The 24,480-nt window shown below is 35.6% G+C and carries 26 protein-coding genes; 7 read left to right on the top strand and 19 right to left on the bottom strand.

All coding sequences use genetic code 11. From position 1 onward, the window contains the following. Positions 1-28 precede the first annotated feature (28 nt). Complete coding sequence (locus tag IR022_RS06515; protein WP_194203107.1) at positions 29-688, top strand: oxidoreductase; 660 nt, start codon at positions 29-31, stop codon at positions 686-688. Positions 689-795: 107 nt separating this feature from the next. On the opposite strand, the gene IR022_RS06510 is transcribed toward IR022_RS06515, so the two are convergent. Then, entirely contained in the window at positions 796-1,779 is a 984-nt protein-coding gene (locus IR022_RS06510; protein ID WP_194203106.1) for a hypothetical protein, read from the bottom strand. Between the two features lie 172 nt (positions 1,780-1,951). Between IR022_RS06510 and IR022_RS20235 the strand changes: the two genes are divergently transcribed. After that, positions 1,952-2,845: a helix-turn-helix domain-containing protein gene (locus tag IR022_RS20235; RefSeq protein WP_050708900.1), complete on the top strand. Its 894-nt coding sequence runs from the start codon at positions 1,952-1,954 to the stop codon at positions 2,843-2,845. A 258-nt stretch (positions 2,846-3,103) separates the two neighbouring features. Beyond that, positions 3,104-4,462: a histidine--tRNA ligase gene (hisS, locus tag IR022_RS06500; protein ID WP_194203105.1), complete on the top strand. Its 1,359-nt coding sequence runs from the start codon at positions 3,104-3,106 to the stop codon at positions 4,460-4,462. Here the strand turns inward: hisS and IR022_RS06495 are convergent. From IR022_RS06495 to IR022_RS06415, 17 genes are all read right to left on the bottom strand, one after another. Continuing rightward, complete coding sequence (locus tag IR022_RS06495) at positions 4,446-4,907, bottom strand: hypothetical protein (protein WP_194203104.1); 462 nt, start codon at positions 4,905-4,907, stop codon at positions 4,446-4,448. The genes hisS and IR022_RS06495 overlap by 17 nt on opposite strands. 46 nt (positions 4,908-4,953) lie before the next feature. Next, the gene (locus tag IR022_RS06490) at positions 4,954-5,838 is read right to left on the bottom strand and encodes a LysM peptidoglycan-binding domain-containing protein (protein WP_050708898.1); all 885 of its coding nucleotides are present in this window, start codon (positions 5,836-5,838) and stop codon (positions 4,954-4,956) included. Then, entirely contained in the window at positions 5,835-6,086 is a 252-nt protein-coding gene (locus IR022_RS06485; RefSeq protein WP_194203103.1) for an HU family DNA-binding protein, read from the bottom strand. Before IR022_RS06485 ends, IR022_RS06490 begins: the two co-directional genes overlap by 4 nt. A 15-nt stretch (positions 6,087-6,101) precedes the next feature. Beyond that, positions 6,102-6,383: a hypothetical protein gene (locus IR022_RS06480; RefSeq protein ID WP_050708896.1), complete on the bottom strand. Its 282-nt coding sequence runs from the start codon at positions 6,381-6,383 to the stop codon at positions 6,102-6,104. Between the two features lie 167 nt (positions 6,384-6,550). Beyond that, entirely contained in the window at positions 6,551-7,387 is an 837-nt protein-coding gene (locus IR022_RS06475; protein WP_194203102.1) for a phosphoribosyltransferase family protein, read from the bottom strand. Beyond that, positions 7,365-8,042: an HAD family hydrolase gene (locus IR022_RS06470; RefSeq protein ID WP_194203101.1), complete on the bottom strand. Its 678-nt coding sequence runs from the start codon at positions 8,040-8,042 to the stop codon at positions 7,365-7,367. Before IR022_RS06470 ends, IR022_RS06475 begins: the two co-directional genes overlap by 23 nt. After that, positions 8,042-9,541 (bottom strand): helix-hairpin-helix domain-containing protein, encoded by a 1,500-nt coding sequence (locus tag IR022_RS06465; RefSeq protein WP_194203100.1) that lies wholly within the window; start codon positions 9,539-9,541, stop codon positions 8,042-8,044. Before IR022_RS06465 ends, IR022_RS06470 begins: the two co-directional genes overlap by 1 nt. Before the next feature lie 2 nt (positions 9,542-9,543). Then, positions 9,544-11,088 carry a PP2C family serine/threonine-protein phosphatase gene (locus IR022_RS06460; protein WP_194203099.1) on the bottom strand — a complete coding sequence of 515 codons (1,545 nt, stop codon included), beginning with the start codon at positions 11,086-11,088 and terminating at the stop codon, positions 9,544-9,546. A 50-nt stretch (positions 11,089-11,138) separates the two neighbouring features. Next, positions 11,139-12,203, bottom strand: a complete 1,065-nt coding sequence (locus tag IR022_RS06455; protein WP_194203098.1) for a TerY-C metal binding domain-containing protein — start codon at positions 12,201-12,203, stop codon at positions 11,139-11,141. Between the two features lie 44 nt (positions 12,204-12,247). Next, positions 12,248-12,883, bottom strand: coding sequence for a vWA domain-containing protein (locus IR022_RS06450; RefSeq protein ID WP_194203097.1), 636 nt, complete (start codon positions 12,881-12,883; stop codon positions 12,248-12,250). Positions 12,884-12,926: 43 nt separating this feature from the next. Beyond that, positions 12,927-13,565 (bottom strand): vWA domain-containing protein, encoded by a 639-nt coding sequence (locus IR022_RS06445; protein ID WP_194203096.1) that lies wholly within the window; start codon positions 13,563-13,565, stop codon positions 12,927-12,929. Positions 13,566-13,680: 115 nt separating this feature from the next. Next, positions 13,681-14,319: a vWA domain-containing protein gene (locus tag IR022_RS06440; protein ID WP_194203095.1), complete on the bottom strand. Its 639-nt coding sequence runs from the start codon at positions 14,317-14,319 to the stop codon at positions 13,681-13,683. A gap of 9 nt (positions 14,320-14,328) precedes the next feature. Beyond that, a complete protein-coding gene (locus tag IR022_RS06435; protein WP_194203094.1) occupies positions 14,329-15,291 on the bottom strand; it encodes a hypothetical protein in 963 nt (320 codons plus the stop codon). Between the two features lie 97 nt (positions 15,292-15,388). Continuing rightward, positions 15,389-16,486, bottom strand: coding sequence for a toxic anion resistance protein (locus tag IR022_RS06430; protein WP_194203093.1), 1,098 nt, complete (start codon positions 16,484-16,486; stop codon positions 15,389-15,391). Positions 16,487-16,714: 228 nt separating this feature from the next. Further along, a complete protein-coding gene (locus IR022_RS06425) occupies positions 16,715-17,401 on the bottom strand; it encodes a TerD family protein (protein WP_050708885.1) in 687 nt (228 codons plus the stop codon). Between the two features lie 84 nt (positions 17,402-17,485). Next, positions 17,486-18,040, bottom strand: coding sequence for a TerD family protein (locus tag IR022_RS06420; RefSeq protein ID WP_050708884.1), 555 nt, complete (start codon positions 18,038-18,040; stop codon positions 17,486-17,488). Between the two features lie 55 nt (positions 18,041-18,095). Then, entirely contained in the window at positions 18,096-18,650 is a 555-nt protein-coding gene (locus IR022_RS06415; protein ID WP_050708883.1) for a TerD family protein, read from the bottom strand. Between the two features lie 263 nt (positions 18,651-18,913). Between IR022_RS06415 and IR022_RS06410 the strand changes: the two genes are divergently transcribed. The 3 genes from IR022_RS06410 (at position 18,914) to IR022_RS06400 (ending at position 22,612) form a co-directional block, all read left to right on the top strand. Further along, positions 18,914-20,650 carry a thiamine pyrophosphate-dependent enzyme gene (locus tag IR022_RS06410; protein WP_194203092.1) on the top strand — a complete coding sequence of 579 codons (1,737 nt, stop codon included), beginning with the start codon at positions 18,914-18,916 and terminating at the stop codon, positions 20,648-20,650. 48 nt (positions 20,651-20,698) lie between these two features. Further along, complete coding sequence (locus IR022_RS06405; protein WP_194203091.1) at positions 20,699-21,649, top strand: aldo/keto reductase; 951 nt, start codon at positions 20,699-20,701, stop codon at positions 21,647-21,649. A 96-nt stretch (positions 21,650-21,745) separates the two neighbouring features. Then, positions 21,746-22,612: an alpha/beta hydrolase gene (locus tag IR022_RS06400; RefSeq protein WP_194203090.1), complete on the top strand. Its 867-nt coding sequence runs from the start codon at positions 21,746-21,748 to the stop codon at positions 22,610-22,612. Between the two features lie 61 nt (positions 22,613-22,673). On the opposite strand, the gene IR022_RS06395 is transcribed toward IR022_RS06400, so the two are convergent. Beyond that, positions 22,674-23,300 carry an NUDIX hydrolase gene (locus IR022_RS06395; RefSeq protein ID WP_194203089.1) on the bottom strand — a complete coding sequence of 209 codons (627 nt, stop codon included), beginning with the start codon at positions 23,298-23,300 and terminating at the stop codon, positions 22,674-22,676. 581 nt (positions 23,301-23,881) lie between these two features. Between IR022_RS06395 and IR022_RS06390 the strand changes: the two genes are divergently transcribed. After that, complete coding sequence (locus tag IR022_RS06390) at positions 23,882-24,478, top strand: hypothetical protein (RefSeq protein WP_050708878.1); 597 nt, start codon at positions 23,882-23,884, stop codon at positions 24,476-24,478. Positions 24,479-24,480: the final 2 nt, after the last annotated feature.

Below are 24,480 nucleotides of genomic sequence, written 5' to 3'. Positions count from 1 at the left end.
TTGTTATACATCTAGAACTGCTAAAAAAATGAACAATAATAAAACCGCAATATTGTTAGGAGCTTCCGGCTTAGTCGGAAGTTTCTTGCTTGATATCTTACTTAAAAGTGAAGAGTATAGCTCTGTTGTTATTTTTGTTCGTAAAGAAATAAACAGAAAGCATCCCAAATTAGTTGAGCATGTTATTGATTTCGATCAATTAGATAAGTATGCCAATTTAGTACAGGGTGACGATTTATTTTGTTGTTTGGGAACTACAATCAAACAAGCAAAAACACGTGAAGCTTTCAAGAAAGTTGATTATTATTATCCTCTTCGATTTGCTGAGATGGCAAAAGAAAATGGGGTACAACAATATTTAATGGTGACTTCGATAGGCGCAAATGCAGGTTCGTCTGTTTTCTATTTGAAAACCAAGGGCGAGTCTGAGGAAGCTATTAAAAAAGTAAATTTATCAAGTACATCAGTCTTTCGTCCTGCTTCTTTGTTAGGCCCTCGTAAAGAGGTACGAGCCCAAGAGAAAATAGGAGAAGCTGTATTGAAACTTGTTTCATTCTTATTAGTCGGAAAACTAAAAAAATATAAGCCTGTACAAGCCGAAAAAGTGGCACAAGCAATGTATACTATTGCACAATCTCCAAAAGAAGGATTTAGTATCTACGAATCCAATCAAATCCAGTCTTTATAAAATTTAGCTTTTAGCTTTAGAGTATCTGAAAGCAAATGTAGAGGACATTTATTATGCCCTCATTTTTATTTGATACGTGAGGTGATATTTAATTCTATAGATTCTCTTTATTTAAATAAATTATAAGAGAATCCAACATTAACGAAAGGAGTCATTGGTTGTTTAAATTTTACATAAGGATCTCCATCTATGCCTTTGCGGTTTGTACCGTAAAGACCTCCATTTATAAGGGCTGATCCTCCACAGCGAGCAATCAGATAGAAGTGTTTATTTATAATATACTCATAGACAATTTCGGGCTTAATGGTTGCTCTATTAAAAAATGAAACTTCTGGAACATTCTCCATTCCCGATTCCATATAGAAATGTTCACTGCTCAATGAAGCACCTGCAGAAAAACGATGATTATTATGCTGGTAGCGTAGATAAGACCTGCTCGGTAAAGTTATGTCAACACTGAGGTTTGGATTAAACTCGTGCCAATAAGTGATTATAGGTATCACAGGTATCTTTTCATAGAGTATGGTTCCGTATAAACCAACGCTAAAGCTGGTAGTTGGAGATTGTTTAAATACCATTATAGCCGAAAACAGACCTTGTGCTTTTCCAAAACCTTTATGCCATCCGTCACCAAGCGCACTAGCAATCAGTATTAAAGGTTTGCCTACAGCTTTTGTCCGGTAAGTTCCGGTAACAGATCCTTCATAATAATTATAACCATCTTCATTTTTCGAGAATATAGCTGATTCGTTTCCATTTATTTTGTTGTTTGCTTCAAACTGATAAGAATTGAATTGCCCGTTTGCATATAATGAGAAGTTTTTAAGAAGTAAAACGGGAACTGTTGCTGAGAACTTGACTGTGTTTGCTGATCTAAATTTTCCGTTTTCTATTTCCTTTCCATTTTGCATCAATGTATAATCATGATCAGGGGTTGTTTCCCAATATAAATTGAATGTACGGACTTCGGAGAAGTTACGTGCAACGAAGCTTCTTACTCCCCGGGTTAGACTGTCTGTTGATATTTGTGCGGTACTGGTGGTTGCGAGTGTTGTTAGCAGTATTATTAAAGAGATTGCCGATCGTTTCATTGAATTTTATAGATTATTTAATAGTAGATACTTTTTAATTTTCTGTGAGACAAAGTTCGTATTTACTCATTCTCAAATCTGTCACAAAGAGCTGTAATAATATCCAAAAGGTCGAGTATTGAGATGGAAAGAGGAATAATTAAGTATATTTGATATCTTAAAAGTTGTTTTTGTGAAAGACGAGATTAAGGATATAAAAACAAAGACTATTTTGAATCATTCATCTGCAAATTCATTGTCAGATAAATTTTTCATTTTTAATAGTTATACAGAAAATGAGCAAGGTTCTAGCCGTTTGGTTGTAACAGATTTCCCTGTCAGATTAGATATTAGTGTTGTTATAATCTGTGAAGAAGGTTCGTTGAAAATCAATATAGGTTACGATACTTATGTAATCCATAAAAACGATTTTATAATTATACATCCGGAGAAAGTATCTCAGGTAATGGAAATAAGTGACGATTTCAGGGCTAAAATTATATGCTTGAAACCTGGTTTTTTTGATTTTAGTAACGATCAATACAGTTTCAATCTGCAGAATATGTTGAGAGAATATCCTTGCCATTCTTTGCCACTTTCGAAGATGGAACTGTTTTCCATTCTGTTCAGTTATATCGAGAGCGTAATTGAGGATGAGAATAATATATATCGTAAGCAGATTGTATATAATTATTTGAGTGTAATGGTCTGCGAAGTTTCAAATCTATTATTAATAGAGAACGAGAATAACAACAAGAATACGTTAAATGCAAGTGAGAAGGTTTTCCGTAAGTTTGTAAAAGATATTGAAACAAATTTTCAGAAAGAAAGGGCTATAGGGTTTTATGCTGCCAAAGCATATCTTACTCCTAAATATTTTTCTACTTTAATATTTAAATTAACGGGGAAGCATGCAAAAGAATGGATAGATGAATATACTATTCTCGAAGCTAAGGCTATGCTAAAATCAACCTATGCAAATATTCAACAAATAAGCTATGATCTAAATTTTGCCACCCCATCTCATTTTGGTCGATATTTTAAACATCATGTAGGTGTTTCTCCTCTCCAATATAGGAATGAGTAACAGCTGTTTATTTTTTTTGAATATAAATGGCTTGAAAGACTCTGAATGGAAAGTAAAAGTCTACTGAAATGAGCATATCTTTGCCTTTATAACCTTATTTGTCTCTCATCTGTTACTTTTCATATATTAGTGTGGATTTTAGTACTCTCCCTCTAATAAAACTATTCTAAGATTATATCTTTTTATATACCTTTGCATAAATAGCTTTATACATATGTATGTGTATAGCTATTAAAGCTAACTTAATTAATGAAATTGATGCAAAAACCTTCTATAGTTAAAGGAACAAGAGATTTCTCTCCTGAAGAGATGGCTAAGAGAAACTACATCTTCGATACAATACGAGAAGTATATAAACTGTTTGGATATAAACAAATAGAAACTCCTGCAATGGAAAGCCTTTCTACTTTGATGGGTAAATACGGTGAAGAAGGAGATAAGCTACTGTTTAAGATTTTAAATTCAGGAGATTATTTGTCAGGTATATCTGAAGACGAGCTGATTGCCAAAAACTCGAATCGCCTGACTACTAAAATATCGGAAAAAGGATTACGTTACGATCTTACAGTACCTTTTGCCCGTTATGTGGTGATGCATCGTAATGAAATAACATTTCCTTTCAAACGTTATCAGATACAGCCGGTATGGCGTGCCGACCGTCCTCAAAAAGGGCGTTACCGCGAGTTTTTCCAATGCGATGCTGATGTGGTAGGTTCTGATTCACTGATCAATGAAGTAGAGCTAATCCAAATAATAGATGAAGTTTTTAACCGTCTTAAAATAAGGGTTTGCACTAAAATAAATAATCGTAAGATACTATCGGGTATTGCTGAGATAATTGGTGAACCAGAAAAGATTGTAGATATTACAGTTGCTATTGATAAGCTTGATAAAATTGGCTTGGAAAAGGTAAATGAAGAATTACAGTCTAAAGGTATATCTGCCGAAGCAATAGAGAAATTACAGCCGATAATTCTTTTAGAAGGAGATAATGTTTCTAAGCTTGTGACTTTAAAAAACAGTTTGTCAGCTTCAGAAATAGGACTAAAGGGTGTTGAAGAGATTGAGTTTATCTTGAATAAAATCAAGCTACTTAATATTCGTTCAGAAGTAGAGTTAGATTTGACTCTAGCTCGAGGTTTGAATTATTATACAGGCGCTATTATCGAAGTAAAGGCTTTGGATGTTCAGATAGGTAGTATTACCGGTGGTGGTCGCTATGACAATCTAACAGGTATTTTTGGTTTACCTAATGTATCGGGAGTTGGTATCTCGTTTGGTGCAGATAGAATTTTTGATGTACTGAATCAATTAGAGCTCTATCCCGAAGATTCTACAACAAGTACGAAGGTATTGTTCGTTAATTTTGGTGCTGCTGAAGAAGATTATATCTTGCCTATTATAGGGAAGTTCAGACAAAACGGTATTGCGGCTGAAATTTATCCTGAAGCTGCAAAGATGAAGAAACAAATGTCTTATGCAGATTCAAATAAAATTCCTTATGTAATTATTGTAGGGGAGGATGAAATGAGAGAACAAAAGCTAACACTCAAAAATATGCAATCAGGAGATCAACAATTGTTGAGCGTCGAAGATTGTCTTAAATTGGTTCTATAACACTATTAAGGATGCTGTCAGCAAGATCTTTAGTTATCCTAACGCTGGCAGTATCATTAGTATTAAGTAATTCATCGGAAAGACGTGGTATTCTAAGCACTACATCTCTACCCATATTTAGGGGATTTACTATTACATCTTTGTTTTCTATATATATGTAAGGCCAGAAGATTTCACTTTTATAAAAAGTAGAGGAGATACTATTTATACTTACATTGTCTCTGTATATAATTATAGCCATATATTTGCTAGAGTCGCTATTCTCTAAGATACTATATTGAGCCGTTTCGTCAAGTGTAGGGTTTACCACCGCTTCCTCGTGAGAATATATCTTTAAATAATAATAACCTCCTGCCAGAACACACAAAACAACAAATAGTATAAATATATGTTTTGTGTTTGAATTTGTTCTTTTCTTCCTTCTCGATTTGCCAGATTTTCCCATCTTTGCTTGTGAAATTTAAATTATGAATGAAATATAAACTGTTCGATCATCGAATGCTTTTATAAATTTCATCACCAAGGGCTTGAACTGTAGATGCCTCATTGCCATTATGTAGATCTACAAGATCTACTGCGATTTTAGGAATTTTAGTAATAGATCCTGCTTGTATTATGAACTGATTGTTTACAATATTTTTATTCGCTTCAAAGATATAAGGCCAATAGATATCATTGCCGTAATACGTTCTTGCAATATATTGTAGTGATACATCAGATTCAGGGATTATTATTCGGCTGTAATTAATCGTATCAGTATTATCCATCTCTTTGAAGGTTATATTGTTCATAACCTTCTCTTTAGGTTTAATTGAAGAACCAGAGAGAATGATGTAGCCAATTCCTAATACAGCTAAGATAATTAAGGTGATGATACAGGTCTTAACTAAGTTCGATTTACGATGATTAGTTGGGGTAACTACTCTGTTTCTATTTGTATTTCTCTCAGAATCGAGGAAATTTCTGATAACAATAGCGTCAGCCTCATCCTGTGGATCTTGTGGAATTGAAACTTTACTCTCAACTTCCTTCTCTTCTGTCATGATGTTCTCTTCAAGAGAAGATGTTGGTTCTAACTCAGTATCTGTTCCTCGGGTATCGGAGTATCTGTTTTCAGCTTCTCTGCTGATGTGAGATAAATCTATAGAGTTATCTATGGGAGTATTGCTTCCCAGATATAAAATGCGGTGAGAGTCACCACTCTTTATTATTCTGAAAATCCCCAATCCATCAACTTTTATATGAGAATCTACTATAATAGATTTTTCTATTTCGATGAATAGCTGACTGATAAATGCCTCCACAACACTCTCATCTAATAGAGTTTGCTGAGCAATAATTCGATTTAATTCCAATTGATCTGTCTGCTTATTCATTTCCTTTTGGTATTTATACGCTCAAGAAGCCTTTCGATAGGTTTAAAGAACGTCACCGATGTAGGTTCCGTCTTTTTTCTCCAAAATGAGCCGAAATCAGGAACCTCAATAGTCTGTCCTTCATCAAGTATGGCGTACATATTTGACAGGGTAGAGACATAGAGATTATGCACATCTTTTTCAGATATGTTTATTCCCTTTGCTTTCAGGTTATTCCTAATGTTATCACACAATTTGGACTCGTCCATAATCATTTAATTATATTATCTGCTAGATAAGAAGTTGATTTCTTTCTCTATAAATGCTACGTCTTCAGTATCTATACGTTCAAGTATGCTATTAAGAATTTCAACCGTAGGATTCAAATAATTGATGTAGTACTCATCATATGTTTCATCCATTAAACCCTCTTTATCGTGAAGATTTTGTACTGAGTTCTTATAGTTTCTAGCAACATTTGACATGTCTTCTCTAAATACTTCTAAAGTTTCTTTCAGTTTTACTAATAACTCCTTCTGATAATTATAGGACGTTCTGCTTGCCATTTTTTGTTTTTTTATTATAAGTTATATTTTGAATCTCCTAGTTGCTGCAAAATTAAAAATAAAATCGGCATAAATGAAGAAAGAACAGAGATTAATCCTTTTTTAATTAAATTAATTTCCGTTAAATTCAGGAACCAATTTTTTCTAATACGTAATTAATTAGGTGTTTAGCTAAATTTGATTAACATATTGATGTTCTTCAGGTAGCTTTCAAATTTAAAATATTCATTTCCTATTGCGTTATGCAATATATCTCTTTTGAAATCAGGTGTTTGCCTGCTGATGAATGTCTCAAATTTGTCCGAATCTGCATTCAATATGTATTTAACAACTCGAGTGTTGAATACGAATTTTTCATTTTTAATGATCCAGTCAACTTTCTCCAAGTCTTTAACAAAATAGTTGTTCAAATAGTTCTCGAATTTTGGAGAAATATTTGAATTAATTAATTCTGCAAAATACAGCATGTAGCAATCGTTAGATATCTGTGCATCATTCAGCATTTTAAGGATAATACGTTCATGTGTACCCGTTATTTTTATATCATCAAGAAATAGTAGCTGCTTATTTTTAATATATTCTTTATCTATATGAAAACTATCTCCACTGATTAAGTTGTAGCGATCTTCTGCCGACATTTCGCCATAGTCTTCACGATAAGTAACTGTTCTATTTATTTTAGTCTCTTGTACGATCGGGTATCCGTTTTTATACAGGAACAGATTTAGCTTCTCCACAAAAAAAACTTTCATAAAAAAAGAGGCTGTCGGAATATACGAATATGCGCTAGGTAAAACTACAATCTGTTTACCATCGTAATGATCCTTGAAACAGTTTTCAATGAATCGTTCAGCTAAGAGGTAACCAAATTCTTTAGCAATATTGATTGCCCCGTATTTAAATTTGGAGTAATCGTCGGGAGAGAAACCAAATTGATTTTCATTTTCAATTAGAAATCCACTAAAATGAGTAATGTTGCCCTTATAATTTTGTTCTGATGTCATTAATCGTATAATTAGGATCTGTAATTAGTAAGGCATTAAATCCGAAGTTTTTTGCTCCTTGATAGTCGGCTTTGGGATTATCCCCAATATGTAAAACTTCTTCTTTGGATGCATTGATATGATTGTACACATGTTGGAAAAAATGAGATGAAGGCTTAGATGCATCTATTTCGTCCGAGAAAATCAGAAAATCGAAGTATTCAATAATACCAAGATCAGCTAATGTCATTCGAAGAGTCTCACCTTCAATAAAACCCGTATTGCTTGATAGGTTTAATATATATCCATCATTGTTGAGCTGTGAAAGTATTTGAGGAATATTGTCATTCATAAATACTGGGCGATACTCTAAAAACAAAGTATCAGCTTGCTCTCTTAGCTTTATTGCCGCCTCTAGGGTAACTTCTTCACTTTTGGGAACCAATCTTTGTAGAAGCTCCTTATACATCTTATTTGCTGACAATTTTTTTCCGCTAATCATATTATAACGATCAAAAACATTGTCAACAGAACGTATAAAACCACCTATCTCTTTTGGCGATATAGTCTTTATGTTGAATGTATCTGAAATAAGCTCGGCACGCTTTAGTTTGAATTCTGGATGAGATCTGATAAGTGTCATCCAAAGGTCGAACGAAATATTTTTTATATTCATTAGTTGTTTACCATTTGTACGACAATCAATCGCCCTCCGTTCTCTTTCGAAAGGAGTATTTGTTTATTGTCGGTTAACTCTACGGCTTCTCCAATATCTATCTTTTTGCCCTCGGTTTTGTCTTCGAGATCGTTTAAACGTTGGTTTATGAGTAACCATTTGTTTTGATGAAAAACAAAGTAAGCTACGGGCTTTTTCTGATCGTCTGTCAATTTTTCATTTGGCCAGATATTTCTATTAACGTGCCACATATAGAGGTATTGGTTATTATAGACCATCAAGCGGTAATTATCAGGGGTGAATGTCCCCTCGTGGCGTGATGAATATAGGTTGAGGACTGGTAATTGTCCTTTATAATCAGTTCCACAAAATGGGCATTTAGGCTTTCGGCTGTTGTCGAATACGAACCATTTGTGCCAGCATTTAGAGTTCTGACAAGGCTGCAAGAGGTCTACTGTTTTAAGTAAAGCATCCTCCCATTCGTTGGCTGTGGGGCGTGCTTGAGGGTTATGCAGCCCATCTATAAAGGCTCTGTCAAATAGTTCTTTTAAATAAGGACCACATACCGTGTAAGGTATTTTGGTGGGGTCGGCTTGTGGCAGTTGGCTTGCTTGTAATTGAGCAGATTTAACTCTGTTAGAATCGTCTGTCGGATGCTCAATAAACAAAGCTTTTTCACCCATCGATAACTCTTCATCTTTGCCCGAATCCAAATCGTGCACTTTTCCTCCTCGCAAAGGGTGGCGATATAGTAAATACATATACACCATTACTGCAAGTGCATGCCTGTCTGTGGTGATGCTTGGCAGTTTGCGATTAGGGTCATCTATTTTAAGATGCTTAGTTGCTATTACCTCAGGAGCAATGAAATCGGGTGTACCCAATACATCGGGCGGAAATTTTCCGGGAACTACAAGACCATCAATATCAATAATGGCTGCCCTACCTGATGTAGGGTCTACCAAAACGTTTTTATATGAAAGATCGGAGTGAGCCAATCCTGCCGAGTGCATGCGCTTAACAGCTCTGCTAATGCGAATACAGATTTGCAAGTATTTAAACCAATCGCCTCTTTCTTCAGGAGCTAAGAATCTATTTTGATTTTTTGCCGAAGCAAACCATTTACCTTCTTTTTCGCGACCTTTTATTCCTAAGAAGTCATTGTTTACCGAGCCATATTTAAAAAAGAAACAAGGTTGATAGGTGGGACAAACCAACCCTAATTTTCCGTTGTGTTCAACAATTTTTGTAGGCCAGCAATATAAGTCCTGCCAATAATCGCCACCTTCTTGTTGGAAGATGCGTTCGCGATAGATGCCTGTTATATTCTGTAATCGATCTTTAGCGTTGAAGTCTTGCTTGTCTCTGAAAAAACCAACTACATACGACTTGTCGGGACTGAAATAAACATCTTTCATTCCTCCCGAACCTATTATTTTATCAACAAACTGAACGGTAGAACCGTCAGTTGCTTTTATTGTTATGATTTTATCGCTCATTATTAGTAAAGTATTGCTATCGTTCTGTCATCGTGATTACCTTGTGACCAGAAATCTAACCATTGTAATAATTGCTCTGCCGAATTTTCGTTGTCGTCAGTCAGATCAACAGAGGAGGTAATATCCTCCCAAAGCTTATTCCATTTTTCTATTCGGTTTAAGTTGGCATCTGTCTCAAATTTGGGATCGGTAATGCCATCTGACATAAGTATCAATGCCGTGAAATCTTCTACAATTTCGAAGCGGAGACGTTTATATATTTCAGTTGGTTGCATTATTTCGGGCATGGTAAGAAAACGGGTTTGACCTGCAAATTCGCCTCCATCGGGTTCTCCCATAATTTTCAGGTATTGAGTTTCTTTATTGTAGATGCCAATACCTCCATCACCTACCCAAAAAGCAGCAACGAACCATCCAAACTTAAATTTTTTAGAAACAGTCACAAGTAAAGTGGTCGCATAATCCTTTAATTGATTCTCTTTGTCTTGAGCCTCTTTTTCTATATTCTTGTATGCTTTGAAAACAGCCGAACCTATAATATTATATAGAGCATCTCCTAGTTTTTTTCGCTTAACATCGGAGCTGTCTTTTTCAAAATCCTTGATCAGCTCATCAACCTCTTTATTGTATTTGCAGAATTGAGTATTGCATATATCCGATACCGTTTGGCATGCAATAAGTGAGCCTTGTCGCGAATACTTGGCAGAACCTGCACCGTCTGCAACAGTTATTATGTACCATCCTTCTTCGTCTTGATGTGTAATGCTGAAATCATCATCGCGAGGTGTGCCTTCGTGAGCGTGCGATCGTCCTCGTTGGCTTGCTGCAACAATATCTTTCTGCTCCTTCTTTCCTAAGCCAAAAATTCCTTTTGTCTTTTCGACCTTTACATATTTACAATCTGAGTCGGGCTTGTAATATTCGATATTGGTTGGAGTAGGGATATTATTCCATAATGAACGGGGATCGGGATTGATAATAAGTGTGATTGGACGCTCAAAAATAGGATCGCCTTCATCCCATTCACTACGTTTACATTTTAGTATAATGCGATGATCTCCTGCCTTATTGGGTATTCCCTCGATAAGATCGGTTAAAGGATTAAATTTCAATCCTATTTCTTGTAATCCTACTAATTCAAAATCGCCAATATCTGCAATATCGAAAACGGTAATGTCGAATAAACATTGATAAGCTTGATTCACTTTCCCGTTTTGTAGTTGTATATGCTTGCTTTTCAACTTTCGGTCAAGATCATTGTCTTTTGAATCTGTGTATTGATTATTTACCGTTTGACGAGCTTTTGTTTCCTCATCTTCGGGAATGTTGGGTATCATCGCCATATTTATATCGTTATCAGGGTTATCTGAAATACAGTTTTCATTATTAATAATATCTTCCTCTACCGGCGAACAGTCTGTTTTTAGGAACACTTCCCATTCTTGTAAAAGAAATTCTCTGATTTCTTCCCTTTCAAAAAACTCAGCGAGTTTCTCTTTATCTTCGGGCTGAATGTTCAGATAAGCTATGATCTTTTCAAAATCCATATTGTCTCAAATTTTACCACATTTTCCAGTGGAATCATGTTAAGGATTTCTTATCCTCGTGTACGTCCTATATCCATACCTCCGTTCGAGCCTTTAAACGACACTTGAATGCCACACCAAGGGCAATGGCTCATAGGCTCGTCACCTACGCACATAATGCTCCCACACATGCAAAGACCAATGGCAATCTGGTTACTGCAACAAGGGCAGGATGGAAATCCTACAAGTTCATCTGTATTTATTTTGCTTCCGCTTAAGTTACCGTTAGCGTATCCGTCTATCATATCGAAGTACGAATTGTCAATAGGGTAGGCTCCTACAAATTTGAATTTATGACCTCCTACTCTTGTAAAATGAGAGAAATCGTTAGAGCCTATTCGTTTTTGATATTTCAAGAGATAGGGTTGAGAAGTTGTTTGACATTTCCCTAGAATGACCGCGAAATTTTCATCCACTTTTATTGGAGCGCTCATTTCCATTTCTATCTTGCTGAGTATATCTTCTGAGAAAGGTGCTAGTTTCAAATCATCGCTACTCAAGTCGCTAATGCTCATACTTGTTATTTTGATAGAAGCTGTTACCCATTTAAAGAAAGCCTTAAATGATACCTCGTCAGTATCTTTCAGTTTAAGTACATTATCTGTTATTTGGGTTAATATGCTTGTATCCATATTGTCGCCAATAGAAATAGCAATCATATTTGCTCCTTTGCGATACTTTTCACCCCATCTGCTAAAAGCAGTATCAGTTAAATCAGTTGGGGCTCCATCGGTAAATAGAAAGATTATGGGTTTCCAGTCTCCTTTGGCTTCCAATGTTGTTCTCTTTACAGAAACGTCGATGTCATTCATCAGGAAGTTCATCGCATTACCTAAAGAGGTACCTCCGCCAATAGGTAACTTGGGAGGGTAGAAATTATATAATTCCTCCATCGAATTTAGCTTTTTAGCTTTACCAGCAAAAGCTATAATGGAGACACAAACAGTTTCGAGTGCATAAGGGTCGGTACGAAGTTCTTTTATGATGGCTTCCATTCCCGATTGTACATGTTGAAGCGGTTCCCCAATCATAGATTCAGAAACATCAATTAAAAAGTATATAGGTAGTCGTCTCATAGGTGTGTTGTGAATAGAATCTTCAAAATTAAAAGGGTATAACCTTAAATAACTGTATGAATTTCGGGAGGGGGAGGAGGTAGTGCAATATCATTGCTTGTACCTACACTTCTGTTCCCTACGCTTACTGATGCCGATACCCACTTGAAGAATTGACGGAATGTTGAACTGTCAGTAGTATCCAAAGAATATACTTGATTAGTGAGAGCTAATAATGGTTTAGTATCAGCTTTTACACCTGCTGCACATGCTATGATACTTGCAAAGTTACGTTTCTTAACTTCGGGTATCATCTGATTATATTTTTGTAGATCAGAAGGTTTACCGTCAGTCATAATGAAGAGCAAAGGCATCCAGTCTCCTTTTTCATCAGAAGTGCTTAGTTTTACTTCCGAGTCGACCTTTTTGCATAATACTTCTAAGGCTTCCCCTAAATGAGTGGGTCCCGATTCGGGAGTAACTATTTCGGGTAATTGCAGGTTTTCGAGTTCAGTAAGAGGTAGTATCTGTTTTACTTCTCTATCGAAAGTAATAATACTTATGAAAACGGATTCAAGAGCAAACGGATCTTGTCTAAGACTCGAAACCATAGATTCTAATCCTACTTTTACGGACTCGATGGGCTCGCCTTTCATCGATCCCGAAGTATCTAATAATAAATATACTGGTAATCTTCTCATAACATTTCTTATATCTTAAGGGCTTAGACCTTTAATGAATAATTTATAGTACAATATTTACTTCGGGTGGAGGTGGCGGAAGCTCGCTCAATCCTGAAATTTCTTGTCCACCTGATTCAATTTTCTGGCTTCCAAGACTTATGGATGCTGATACCCATTTGAAGAATGCCTTGATGGTTCCACTATCGGCATTATCCAATTGTACTACTGTTTCTGTAATTTGTTTCAATATGGAGGTATTGGCATTCTGTCCTGCTGCGCAGGCGATAACCATACCATATTTATGTTTTTTGAATTCGTCCAATCCTTTTTGCCAATCATCAGTAGGAGCGCCATCTGTCATTAAAAAAATCAATGGCTTCCAATCTCCTTTGTCCTTAACTGTTGTTTTTTGAACCTCACTATCTACCGTTTTTGCCAATACGCTCAAAGCTTCTCCAAGAGCAGTTGTTCCATTTGCTTTGAGGTCTGGCATCTGAAACATCGATAACTCGGTTAAAGGCACAACCTGTTTTACAGAAGAATCAAAAGTGATGATACTCAAGTATGCAGTTTCTAATGCGTATGGGTCTTGACGTAAGGTTGATATAAGAACCTGTACACCGTTTTTTAGAGCTTCAATAGGCTCTCCATGCATCGATCCTGATGTATCTAAAACTAAGTAAACGGGTAATCTTCTCATGCTATTTAGGTTTTATGTTTGTTTCAAGTAATTTCAACTATTTAATGCAATAGTTTTTTTAAGATAGCTAACTCAGGCTTCTATAGTTGCCAAAGCAACAAAAAGAGCTGAGAGCTCAAAGAATATTTATATCGGGTGGGGGTGGAGGTAATTCGTCCAGACTAGGTAGTCCGAGAGTATCTCCGTTACTTTCGACCCTCACAGAGGTTGTTCCGATAGAAGATGACATCCATAAAAAGAAGCGAGACATACTATCCTCATCTGCCTTTTCGAGGCTGATAACATGCGGAGTTATCTGCTTCAATACGGAAGTATCAGCATGACTTCCTGCTGCACAAGCAACGGTGTATGCTGTTTTGCAGGTTGCAAAATAATCGGCTCCTTTCTTCCAGTCGTCAATTGGAACACCATCGGTCATAATAAATACAATAGGTTTCCAGTCACCTTTTTCTTCCATCGTTCTTTTGATTTCCGAATTTATTCTATCTGTAACCAATCTAAGAGCAGCACCAAGTGCGGTTTGTCCCGTAGCTTTCAGTTCGGTCATCTGAAATGATCCCAAATCGGTCAATGGAATTAGTACTTGTGCTGTATTACTGAATGTGATGATACTTATGTATACGCTTTCTATTGCCTGCGGATTTTGTCGCAGAGCCCTTATCATAGTATCGATTCCTTTTATTAAGGCTTCGATAGGCTCACCTTTCATTGAGGCTGAGGTGTCCAAAAGCAGATATACAGGAAGTCGTCTCATATTATATCGTTATATCATTTTTGTTTCGATCATCGTTCTTAACGTATTAGCTTGAATATCTATATTCTCTAAGTCTGCCAGAAAATCGAGTTCGGTTATCCTTTTCAGGTTTTCATCCAGAAGTAATGAAATGTCAGAATCTATATGTCGCAGATTGAACTTTATATCTTTTTCTAGCTGACGGTTTTTCTGCATCAACTCCTTTATAGATCGTTCTTTCTTGGATGACTCACTTTCCCACTCTTTGTAAGGAAATACATTTATATCACAAGGCAGAAAATTATTCTTAGTTGGTTGAAAAGAAAAATAACTTTCTTCACCCCAAATCTTATAAATTTCCATCAATGTATTATTGATCCTTATCCCAAAACAGAATTGAACCTTATAGCTCTTCTTGACAAGATCGGTCAATAGTTTTTTGTCAATAGCACCGAATGTATTTCTATAAGCATCCGAATGATTGTATGTTGTTAATGAAGTCAACAATTGAGGATCGGCATCAAAGAAATAATCTTTGTAATATTTAAGACTAAAAGCATTAATGTTGTCAGTGTAGGGATATTCTGACGATTGAGATGATAATGCTTTATGCAGATTGTAGATAGATCGGGTGATGCGTTGAGCTTGTTGTAACTTTTCAGACTCAAATCCTCCTTCTTGAGTAATTGCTTGTTTTAATTTTGCAATCATGTCAGAATTAAGCTCTATCTCATTTTCCATCATATTTACAACACGTTCGTTCTTCTTTCTAATTTTTTCGAGAAGGTCTATAAGCGTGGATGTAAACTGTATATGATATAATTCGAGCTTATTAATATCAATGTCGGGGTTCTCTTCAAAGAGTTTATGAATGACCTGACTTTGCAGATAAATTTTCATGATTACAGGATCCTCAAAAAAAGTAATGAGGTCGTATAATCTCTGAATTATTTTATCCGAAGCATCTAATATTTCGGTTCTGTAATCGGTCATTTAAAAAGGGGTGCTTTCAACTTTTATCAGGTATATTTCCTCTATAATTATTTTGGCAATATACCTGTTAAAGGATGAATCAAGGTCTCAGACCTTATTAACGAACTCCCTGAACGTTTTTTCTAAGTTCAGTTTCTAATGTTTGCAATTCTTTATCTAACACTTGTCGGTTACGCATACCTTCTTCGTGTATTTTCTTCACCTCGTCTAATGTGCTGATAAGCGATTGAGTTGTTTTCTTCAATGTATCGATAGATACTACCGTATTTTCGTTTTCGCGAGCTACTTCAATACTATTTTGACGAAGCAGTTCGGCATTCTTTTCTAATATAGTGTTAGTGGTTTCGGCAACCTTGCGTTGCATTTCCACATTTGCTTTTTGTCGGTATAAAGCGACTGCAATAGTCAACTGATTTTTCCAAACAGGTATTGTTGTCGAAATAATAGATTGAGCTTTGTCTGCAATAGCGGTATTGTTGTTTTGTACGACACGTATTTGAGCTAGCGATTGCATCATTACGTAGCGGATAATTTTCATGTCGGCAAGACGTTTGTCGAGACGCATGATATATTCTCTAAGGTCCGAAATCTCGTAATCTTTATAGTTTGCAGGGTTGCCTTCCATCTCAGCCAATTTTACTTGTAGCTCTTGAAATTTAAGTTGTCCTGCAATAATAAGCTGTTCTATTTGCTTAATGTATTCAACATTGTTGTCAAACATTGTTTGTAAAGCAGTATTGTCTTTCAAAGAATTGATACGACCTGCTTTGATTTTATTTGATATTTTGTCAACATTAGAAATAACGGTATCGTATTTCTGGAATATTCTTTTTACGTTGACAACCATATTTTTCAATAAAGGAATCTTGCTCAAAAAGGCTTTGAATCCACTTTGATTTAATTCATCTACATCTATATAGTTAAGTTCGGTAAGAAGATCGCTGATATGTGTACCAACTTCACCTGAGTTGAATGTTCTGACCGAGCTTAGAAAGTCATTACTGTATTTTTCCATGGTCGATTGTAAATCGGCTCCATAATTTAGAACTGAGTTTACATCTGTTACTACTAAGCTTTTATTTAGCTCAGACAATCTGCTGATTTCGTTTTGATCTAGTTTCTCCAGATTTATATTTCCTTGATTGTCTATTCTCTGAAGAGAGGGCGTCGGGATGTTATTATTAGTAGTATCCATATTATGTTTATTATTTAAAATATCAGTAATGTTTTAAGGTCACAGACCTATTTTATTGTTTTAGCAAGAAATTACACGCTTGTATAATTCTAAAATATGTCAATCAAAATTTTATGATTTGGCAAATTAATAAAAAGGTCTTAAACCTTAAAAATCCTTTTTGCTAAAATGTAATCTTGATAAAGATACACAAAAGCAAAAAGGATAAAAATATATTATGCTTAAAAATTATTTAGCATAGTTTTGAGAGATGCGTTGGATAGTTTGTCCAAGGAATACATCTTCGAATGCATCACCAATCGCATTAAATTTCCAATCATCACCTTTCTTGTAAAGTTCTCCCATGATAAGAGCTTTCTTCCCTCTGTATTGAGGTTCAGAAACCACATTATATTCAGCATATACGCTGTCTACTTTAGCAGGAGTACCTTCGTACATTCTGATTTTAGCGTAAGGAACTTGTGAGAAATCTTCTTCACCTACACTGTTCAAAAAGAAGAAAATACGGTGAATGTTAGTTCCTAATTTAGAAAGATCGACAGTGATAATCTCATTATCAAGACCGTCATCACCACCTTTATCACCTTCCAGATCATCTCCAGTGTGACGCATAGCTCCTGTAATTGAAACTAATTTACCTGCATTTAAACCAAATTGAGCAAGAAGCTCGGGTCTGTATAATGGAGAGTATAGGTGGTCTACTAAGTTACCGTTTTCATCATACATAGCGCAACTTAAATCTAAGTCTACATCCTTAGTTTTAGTTACTGTTTTTTTTCCAAAACCAAGAAAACCGCCTTCTTCGGCTTGATATTCAATAGCACCCCAGTTTACGCCTACACAAAACTGAACAAGTTTTGCGCCTGAACTTTTCTCTAGGTTTATACGTTGACCTTTCTGTAAATTAATTGCCATAGTAGTATTTTATTAATGTGGATTTAATTATTTAATGACATCCCTATGTATCAGTATGAGACAAGATAGGTTTGTGATTTAGTATTAGTTATATTTTTGTAGATAATCTGCTAGACCACCTTTTTGACCTACACCCACAGCTTCGAACTTCCATTCGCCATTGCGTTTATATAAACGACCAAATTCTACGGCTGTTTCTATCGAAAAGTCTTCTTCCAATTCGTATTTCAAAAGCTCCTCGTTATTCTCAGGATTGTAGATTCTTACAAAAGAGTTGCGTACTTGACCAAAGTTTTGTTTGCGGTTCTCTGCGTCATGAATCGTTACAACGAAACAGATCTCGGTTGCTTTTGAATCTATTTTAGAAAGGTCTATTTTTACTGATTCATCGTCGCCATCACCTGCACCAGTCAAGTTATCTCCGGTATGTTCTACCGACCCGTCTGGCGATTTTAGGTTATTATAGAAAATGAAAAAATCATCAGTAAGAATCTTTTTATTGTCGCCAAGGACAAAAACAGAGCAATCCAAGTCAAAATCGCCACCTGTGCTCGAAGAATTTGTGTCCCATCCAAGACCTACAACAAATCTGGGTAACTTTACCTCTGTACGTTGTCCTTTTTCTAAATTTATAGCCATATCGTTATTTCTTGTTTAATTTAAATTGTAGAAATATTTATATAGGTCTGTGACCTTAAACAAATTTATTAACGAAATATTCAAGACCACCTTTGTATCCGATACCCATTGCTTCGAATTTCCATTCGCCATTACGTTTGTATAAGCGGCCAAATTCTACAGCTGTTTCAATAGAGAAATCTTCATCCAATTCGTATTTGGCAATTTCTTCATTTGTTTGAGCATTATATATGCGGATAAACGAGTTACGAACTTGTCCAAAATTTTGTTTACGTGTTTCGTAATCGTGAATCGTTACAGTGAAAACTATTTCTTGTATTTTAGGATCAACCTTAGTCAAATCTACAGTAATAGTTTCATCATCACCATCGCTATTACCACCTGTTAAGTCATCACCAGAAGACTCAACTGCACCATCCGGTGATTTTGGATTATTATAGAATACGAAGAAATCGTCAGATGGAAGCTTTTTGTTATCACCTACCATGAAGGCTGATGCATCCAAATCGAAATCAAATCCGGTACTTTCGTTAGGATCCCATCCTAGTCCAACACCTACTTTAGATAAACCGATCTCGATTCTTTGTCCTTTTGTTAAATTAATTGCCATGTCGCTAATGTATTTATTTCGTTAAATTTATAGTCAAAAACTTACTCTTAGACAAGGAGCTAATACTCACAAAGATAATAATTCCTTTGAAATTCTAAATTTCTGAATTAAAAGAATAGCGAACTATTTTGTAATATTCTTTAATAAAGAAAGCTTTCCTTTGATTTGTTAATAAAGTTAAAATCGTCGCTTACTAACTATCCGAAACTTACTTTTGAGTGTTTATAATAGATTATAGTGGATACAAATTTTAAATAGAAACTATGGCAAAGAAAGTAGCAGACCAATTAATCGAAACGATTTACGAAGCAGGTATCAAGCATATTTATGCAGTAACAGGAGATAGCCTTAACGAAGTAAATGATGCAGTAAGAACCCATGATACAGTAAAGTGGGTACATGTTCGTCATGAAGAAGTAGGTGCTTATGCAGCTCTGGCAGAAGCAGAATTAAATGGTATTGGATGTTGTGCCGGAAGTAGTGGTCCGGGGCATGTGCATTTGATAAATGGACTATATGATGCTCATAGAAGTAATGCCTCGGTGTTGGCAATAGCTTCTACATGTGCAACATCGGAGTTCGGAATGTCTTATTTTCAGGAAACAAATACTATAAAACTATTTGACGATTGTAGCGGATATAATCAAATAGCTACAACACCCGTTCAGTTTTCTCGTATGTTACAGGCTGCATTGCAGCATACGGTTCATAAAAAAGAAGTTGCTGTTTTGGGTTTACCTGGAGATATTGCCGCAGGTAATGCAGCCGAAAGTCCAACGACAGTTAATCTTTTACCATCAAAAGGAATATATCGTCCTCATAATTCGGAACTGAAAGCTTTGGCTGAATTGATAAATTCGACAGAGAAAGTAACTATATATTGTGGAATAGGAGCAAAGGGAGCACATGATGAAGTAGTACAATTGGCTTCGCTTACTAAATCTCCGGTGGGATATAGTTTTAGGGGTAAAATGGCAGTTCAATACGATAACCCTTACGAAGTAGGTATGACCGGTTTGTTAGGCTTACCTTCAGCATACGCTGCTATGCACGATGCAGATCTGTTGATTTTATTAGGGACAGATTTTCCTTACCAAACCTTTATGCCCGAAAAATGTAAGATAGTCCAAGTAGATGTACGTCCCGAACGTATTGGTCGTCGTGCAAAAGTAGATATGGCTTTGGGCGGTAATGTAAAAGATACTTTGGAAGCTTTACTTCCTTTGATTAACGAAAAATCGAATGACGATTTTTTGAAAACTCAGCTTAAAGTATATGCCAAAGTAAAAGAACATTTGGCGATGGCTGCCGACAGATCGGGCAGTGAAGATACAATTGCTCCCGAGTATCTGGCAACGGTAATCGATAAGCTTGCAAACAAAGATGCTATTTTTACAGTAGACACAGGTATGTGTTGCGTATGGGGTGCTCGTTATTTGCAGGCTACAGGCGAACGCGAAATGTTGGGCTCATTCAGTCACGGCTCTATGGCCAATGCAATGCCTATGGCAATAGGTGCTGCTTTTGCTCGCCCCGATCAGCAGGTGATAGCTTTTTGCGGAGATGGAGGTCTTTCTATGATGATGGGCGATTTGGCTACAATTGTTCAATATAAACTACCTATCAAATTGGTGGTTTTTGACAACAGATCGTTAGGAATGGTAAAACTCGAAATGGAAGTTGCTGGTTTACCCGATTATGAAACAGATATGTTCAATCCCGATTTTGCGGCAATAGCTACCGCTATGGGAATGCAATCGTTCAGAGTAAATGAGCCTTCTAAAGTAGAAGAAACTTTAAAAGAAGCATTTGCTTTTGCAGGTCCTGTTTTGATTTCGGTGCAAACAGATCCAAATGCGTTGGCAATGCCTCCTAAATTGGAATTGTCTCAAATGACAGGCTTTGCGAAGTCTATGACAAAATTGATATTGTCAGGACGAGTAGATGAGGTGTGGGATACCGCCAAGAGTAATTTAAAGCATTGGCGTGATGTTCTTTAAAATTAGTTGATTTTTAATATTATATAATGCTTTAAAAATATAGATATTATGGGATTAAAGAGAAAAATAGGAAAATCAGATTTAGAAGTTGTACCATTTGCTCTAGGTGGTAATGTTTTCGGATGGACAGCTGATGAAAAAGAATCCTTCAATATATTAGATAAATATGCTGATGCAGGCTTTGATTTTATCGATACGGCAGATATATATTCGGCATGGGTTCCCGGAAATAAAGGAGGAGAGTCTGAAACTATTATTGGTAAGTGGCTGAAAAAATCAGGTAAAAGAAAGCAATTGACAATTGCCACCAAGGTAGGTGCTCAAATTTCGGAGACTCACAGAGGATTAAAGAAAGCATATATATTGAGTGAAGTTGAGGAATCTTTGAAAAGACTTCAAACGGATCATATCGATTTGTATTTCACCCATTATGATGATCTGTCAACGCCTCTTGAAGAAACTTTGGAAGCTTATGCTCAATTGGTAAAAGAGGGTAAAGTGCGCTATATTGCAACCTCTAATATGACTCCTGCCCGTATTCGCGAATCAATAGAGGTGAGCCGAAAGAATAATTTCCCTGAATATGTATGTCTGCAACCTGAGTATAACTTGTATGATAGAAATCAATACGAGACAAAGTATGAAGATTTGGTAAAAGAATACCATTTAGGAGTAGTTAGTTATTATTCATTGGCAAGTGGTTTTTTGACAGGTAAGTATAACTCAATTGAAGATATTGCACATAGTAATAGAAAAGAACAATTGAAAAATTATATCAATGATAGAGGACAGAATATTCTGACCGCTTTACATGAAGTGGCAAAAGAATATAATGCAACACCTGCTCAAATTGCTTTGGCTTGGTTACTGGCACGTCCGTCTGTAACTGCACCTATTGCAAGTGTATCTAAAGCAAGTCAGTTGGATATTCTTAAATCAGTAGATATTAATTTAAGAAAAGAAGCTCTTGAAAAACTAAATTCAGTAAGCAAAGTATAATCGAATTTAATAAGAATAAAATAGGAGAGAAGTCCGGCAGTAAATATTTATTGTCGGACTTTTGTTATTTTTGCAGTTCAATAAATAAATATAGATATGACTAGTGATGCTCTTGAAGCTGCCTTGTGGAAATTAGGAACAAAACAATTAATAGCTAATCTCGAAACGGATATGTATATAGGTGGGGCTTTCTACGATAGTGTTTCGCCTCCCAATCGCCTTTTTAATAAATACGATATAGAAACAGTTATTGTAGATGGTTCGAAAATCTATACACTATCAGTAAAAGATCAAGTAGTAACAGATACTATTTACTATTTGCATGGTGGAGGTTTTGCTTGTGGACTGTCGCTTATTCATTGGGAGATTATCACCTATTTTGCTGATAACTTAGGCTATAAGATTGTAATACCCGATTATCCATTAATTCCTAAGTCAGACTATATAGAGATTTACGACTTTATTCTAAACTTATACAAAGAGATTTCCTCAAATAAAGGACGGTTATTTGTTGTTGGAGATTCAGCAGGCGCAAGTCTCGTTTTGGGATTGTCTCAATTGATTACTAAGTATAATCTTCGGAAACCCGAGCACATGATTATGATCAGCCCTTGGATGGATGTTTCAATGATAAATCCCGAAATAGAGAGGCTCCAACCTATTGATCCAAGCCTCGATTGTGAAGGTCTTAAATATGCAGGGCAAGTATATTCTATGGGCGATTTACAGAATCCTCTGGTTAGCCCTATATATGGCGAATATACAGATGCTTCTCCTATGACCTTGATTGTGGGTACACTTGATCTTTTATATCCGGACTGCCATAAATTTAAGGAAATTTGCTTAGAAAAAGGGGTAAATCTTTCTTATCACGAATATGAGAATATGGTACATCTTTTCCCTCTCTTTAATATACCTCAGGCAAAAGAGGCAAAAGAAATAATTATTGCTGCAATGCAATAATTAATAGTCGAGCTGGCTGCATATATTCTCCTATCCAAAGTATATAGATAGGGCTGAAGCTTTAATCAACAATGGCATCTTTGTCAGGATTATTTTTGTATTCAAACATCAGATTAATCTGACTTTTCAGTATTCTCTCTTCTGAAAGAGGAGGGAGTTCGTCTTGTTTGAAAAAGCCTTTATCTAAAATGTCGAAAGCTGAGGTAAATTCTCCATCAATCAGTTCACAAAGTATAAATATCTTATAAGCATAATGCGGTGCAGGAGGGTGATTATGGCATTTTTTATCCAACACTGCTAATAACCGAATTGGTTTAACATTCAGCCCGGTTTCCTCTTTTACTTCCTTTACTGCTATTTCTTTAGGAGAATATCCTACATCAGCCCATCCACCGGGTATTGCCCATGCTCCATCGGCTCTCTCCTGTACGAGTAGTATTTCGTCTTTGTCATTAAATACTACTGCTCTTATATCTACTTTAGGAGTTACATAATCGTCCTCTACCCGAAAACAACCTTCTATAGTCGACACTTTATTGTTAGTAATAAGTGCTGTCATAGAATTGCTTAGATGAACAAGCTCTTCATATCGTTCGGTATTGTATTCATTATCAGAGTATACTAAGCCTGTTTGCGACAAAGCCCTAATTCGTTGAGCTATTTCTAAAAGTTCTTTTTCTATTCCCATTTTCAAAGTTTCTTTATTCTATAAAAACTGAATAATCTGACAATTATTACAAAGCAAGAGCTGTTAAAATGGTTAATATTTCTTTTAATTTCTATATTAGATACTCTAAAAGGATGTTTTTTAGTTAATAAGAGAGAATATGAAGAGTTTGGACTATTTTGATGTGGTAGTTTTTTAATAGAATAGTTATATCTTTGTGTCATAAAGTATGAGAGGTGAGTTAAAATATTGAAGTGTTAATTAGGTTTTGCAAGATAAGATTGCGAGAAAACGGTCAAAAGTTTTGTGTCCAAATAGTGTCTTTTCATCTACTTTTTTCATTGTAAATAAAGTAATTTCATTTTTCGATAAATGCAGATTGTAGTTTCATGCATTCTAGAGATGTCCTCCTCTTTTGTATTTTATACCATAATTATTACCCATCTTTTTTAATAAATAGATTACTATAGTGTTCAGAAAGTATCTTGATGTTTGTTGAAGTATATGACATTAAAGATTAAACTAAATCTTGTATCTATGCAACTTACATAAAGTTGCGGTTTTGAAGCTTTTGTATAGAATGATTAATTATATATATTAGGATGACGAGTAAATTTTTATTACTATTACTATTCCACCTTTTGACTATAGACATCAGTCATGCTCAAGTTGGAATAAATACCACTACCCCTAATGCTAGTACTGCATTAGATATTGTTTCTACTACTCAAGGAGTACTTATTCCTCGAATGACAAGCTCTCAGCGGTTATCTATATCTAGTCCTGCCTCAGGTCTATTAGTTTATGATACAAACCTTAATGGTATTTATCAAAATGCAGGAACAGCTGCCGCACCATCGTGGGTTCCATTGTCTGCTAAAGACAATCAATCGTCTTTTTTTTACATGCCATCCATAGCAATTGATGCTTCAACAGAAGGAAGTTTTACTGTAGATTTATATACTGAATACAAGAATCAATTTACAGGAGCCGATCAGACGACATTCTTTAAGAGTGCAGGAGCACCCAACACGATCCCTTATTTTCCATCAGCAACCGATTTATATTATTATATCACCTATTATGATAATCAGGTAATACAGATCAATAGCATATCCACTGATGGTAAAGTATCCTATACTATAGTAGAAGAGGCAAACTATGATTCTTTTATGAATGTTGTATTCGTAACAAAATAAAA

It is taken from the genome of Dysgonomonas sp. GY617 (assembly GCF_015233815.1).
Classification (GTDB): Bacteria; Bacteroidota; Bacteroidia; order Bacteroidales; family Dysgonomonadaceae; genus Dysgonomonas_A.
This window is presented reverse-complemented; position numbering and strand designations above follow the sequence as displayed.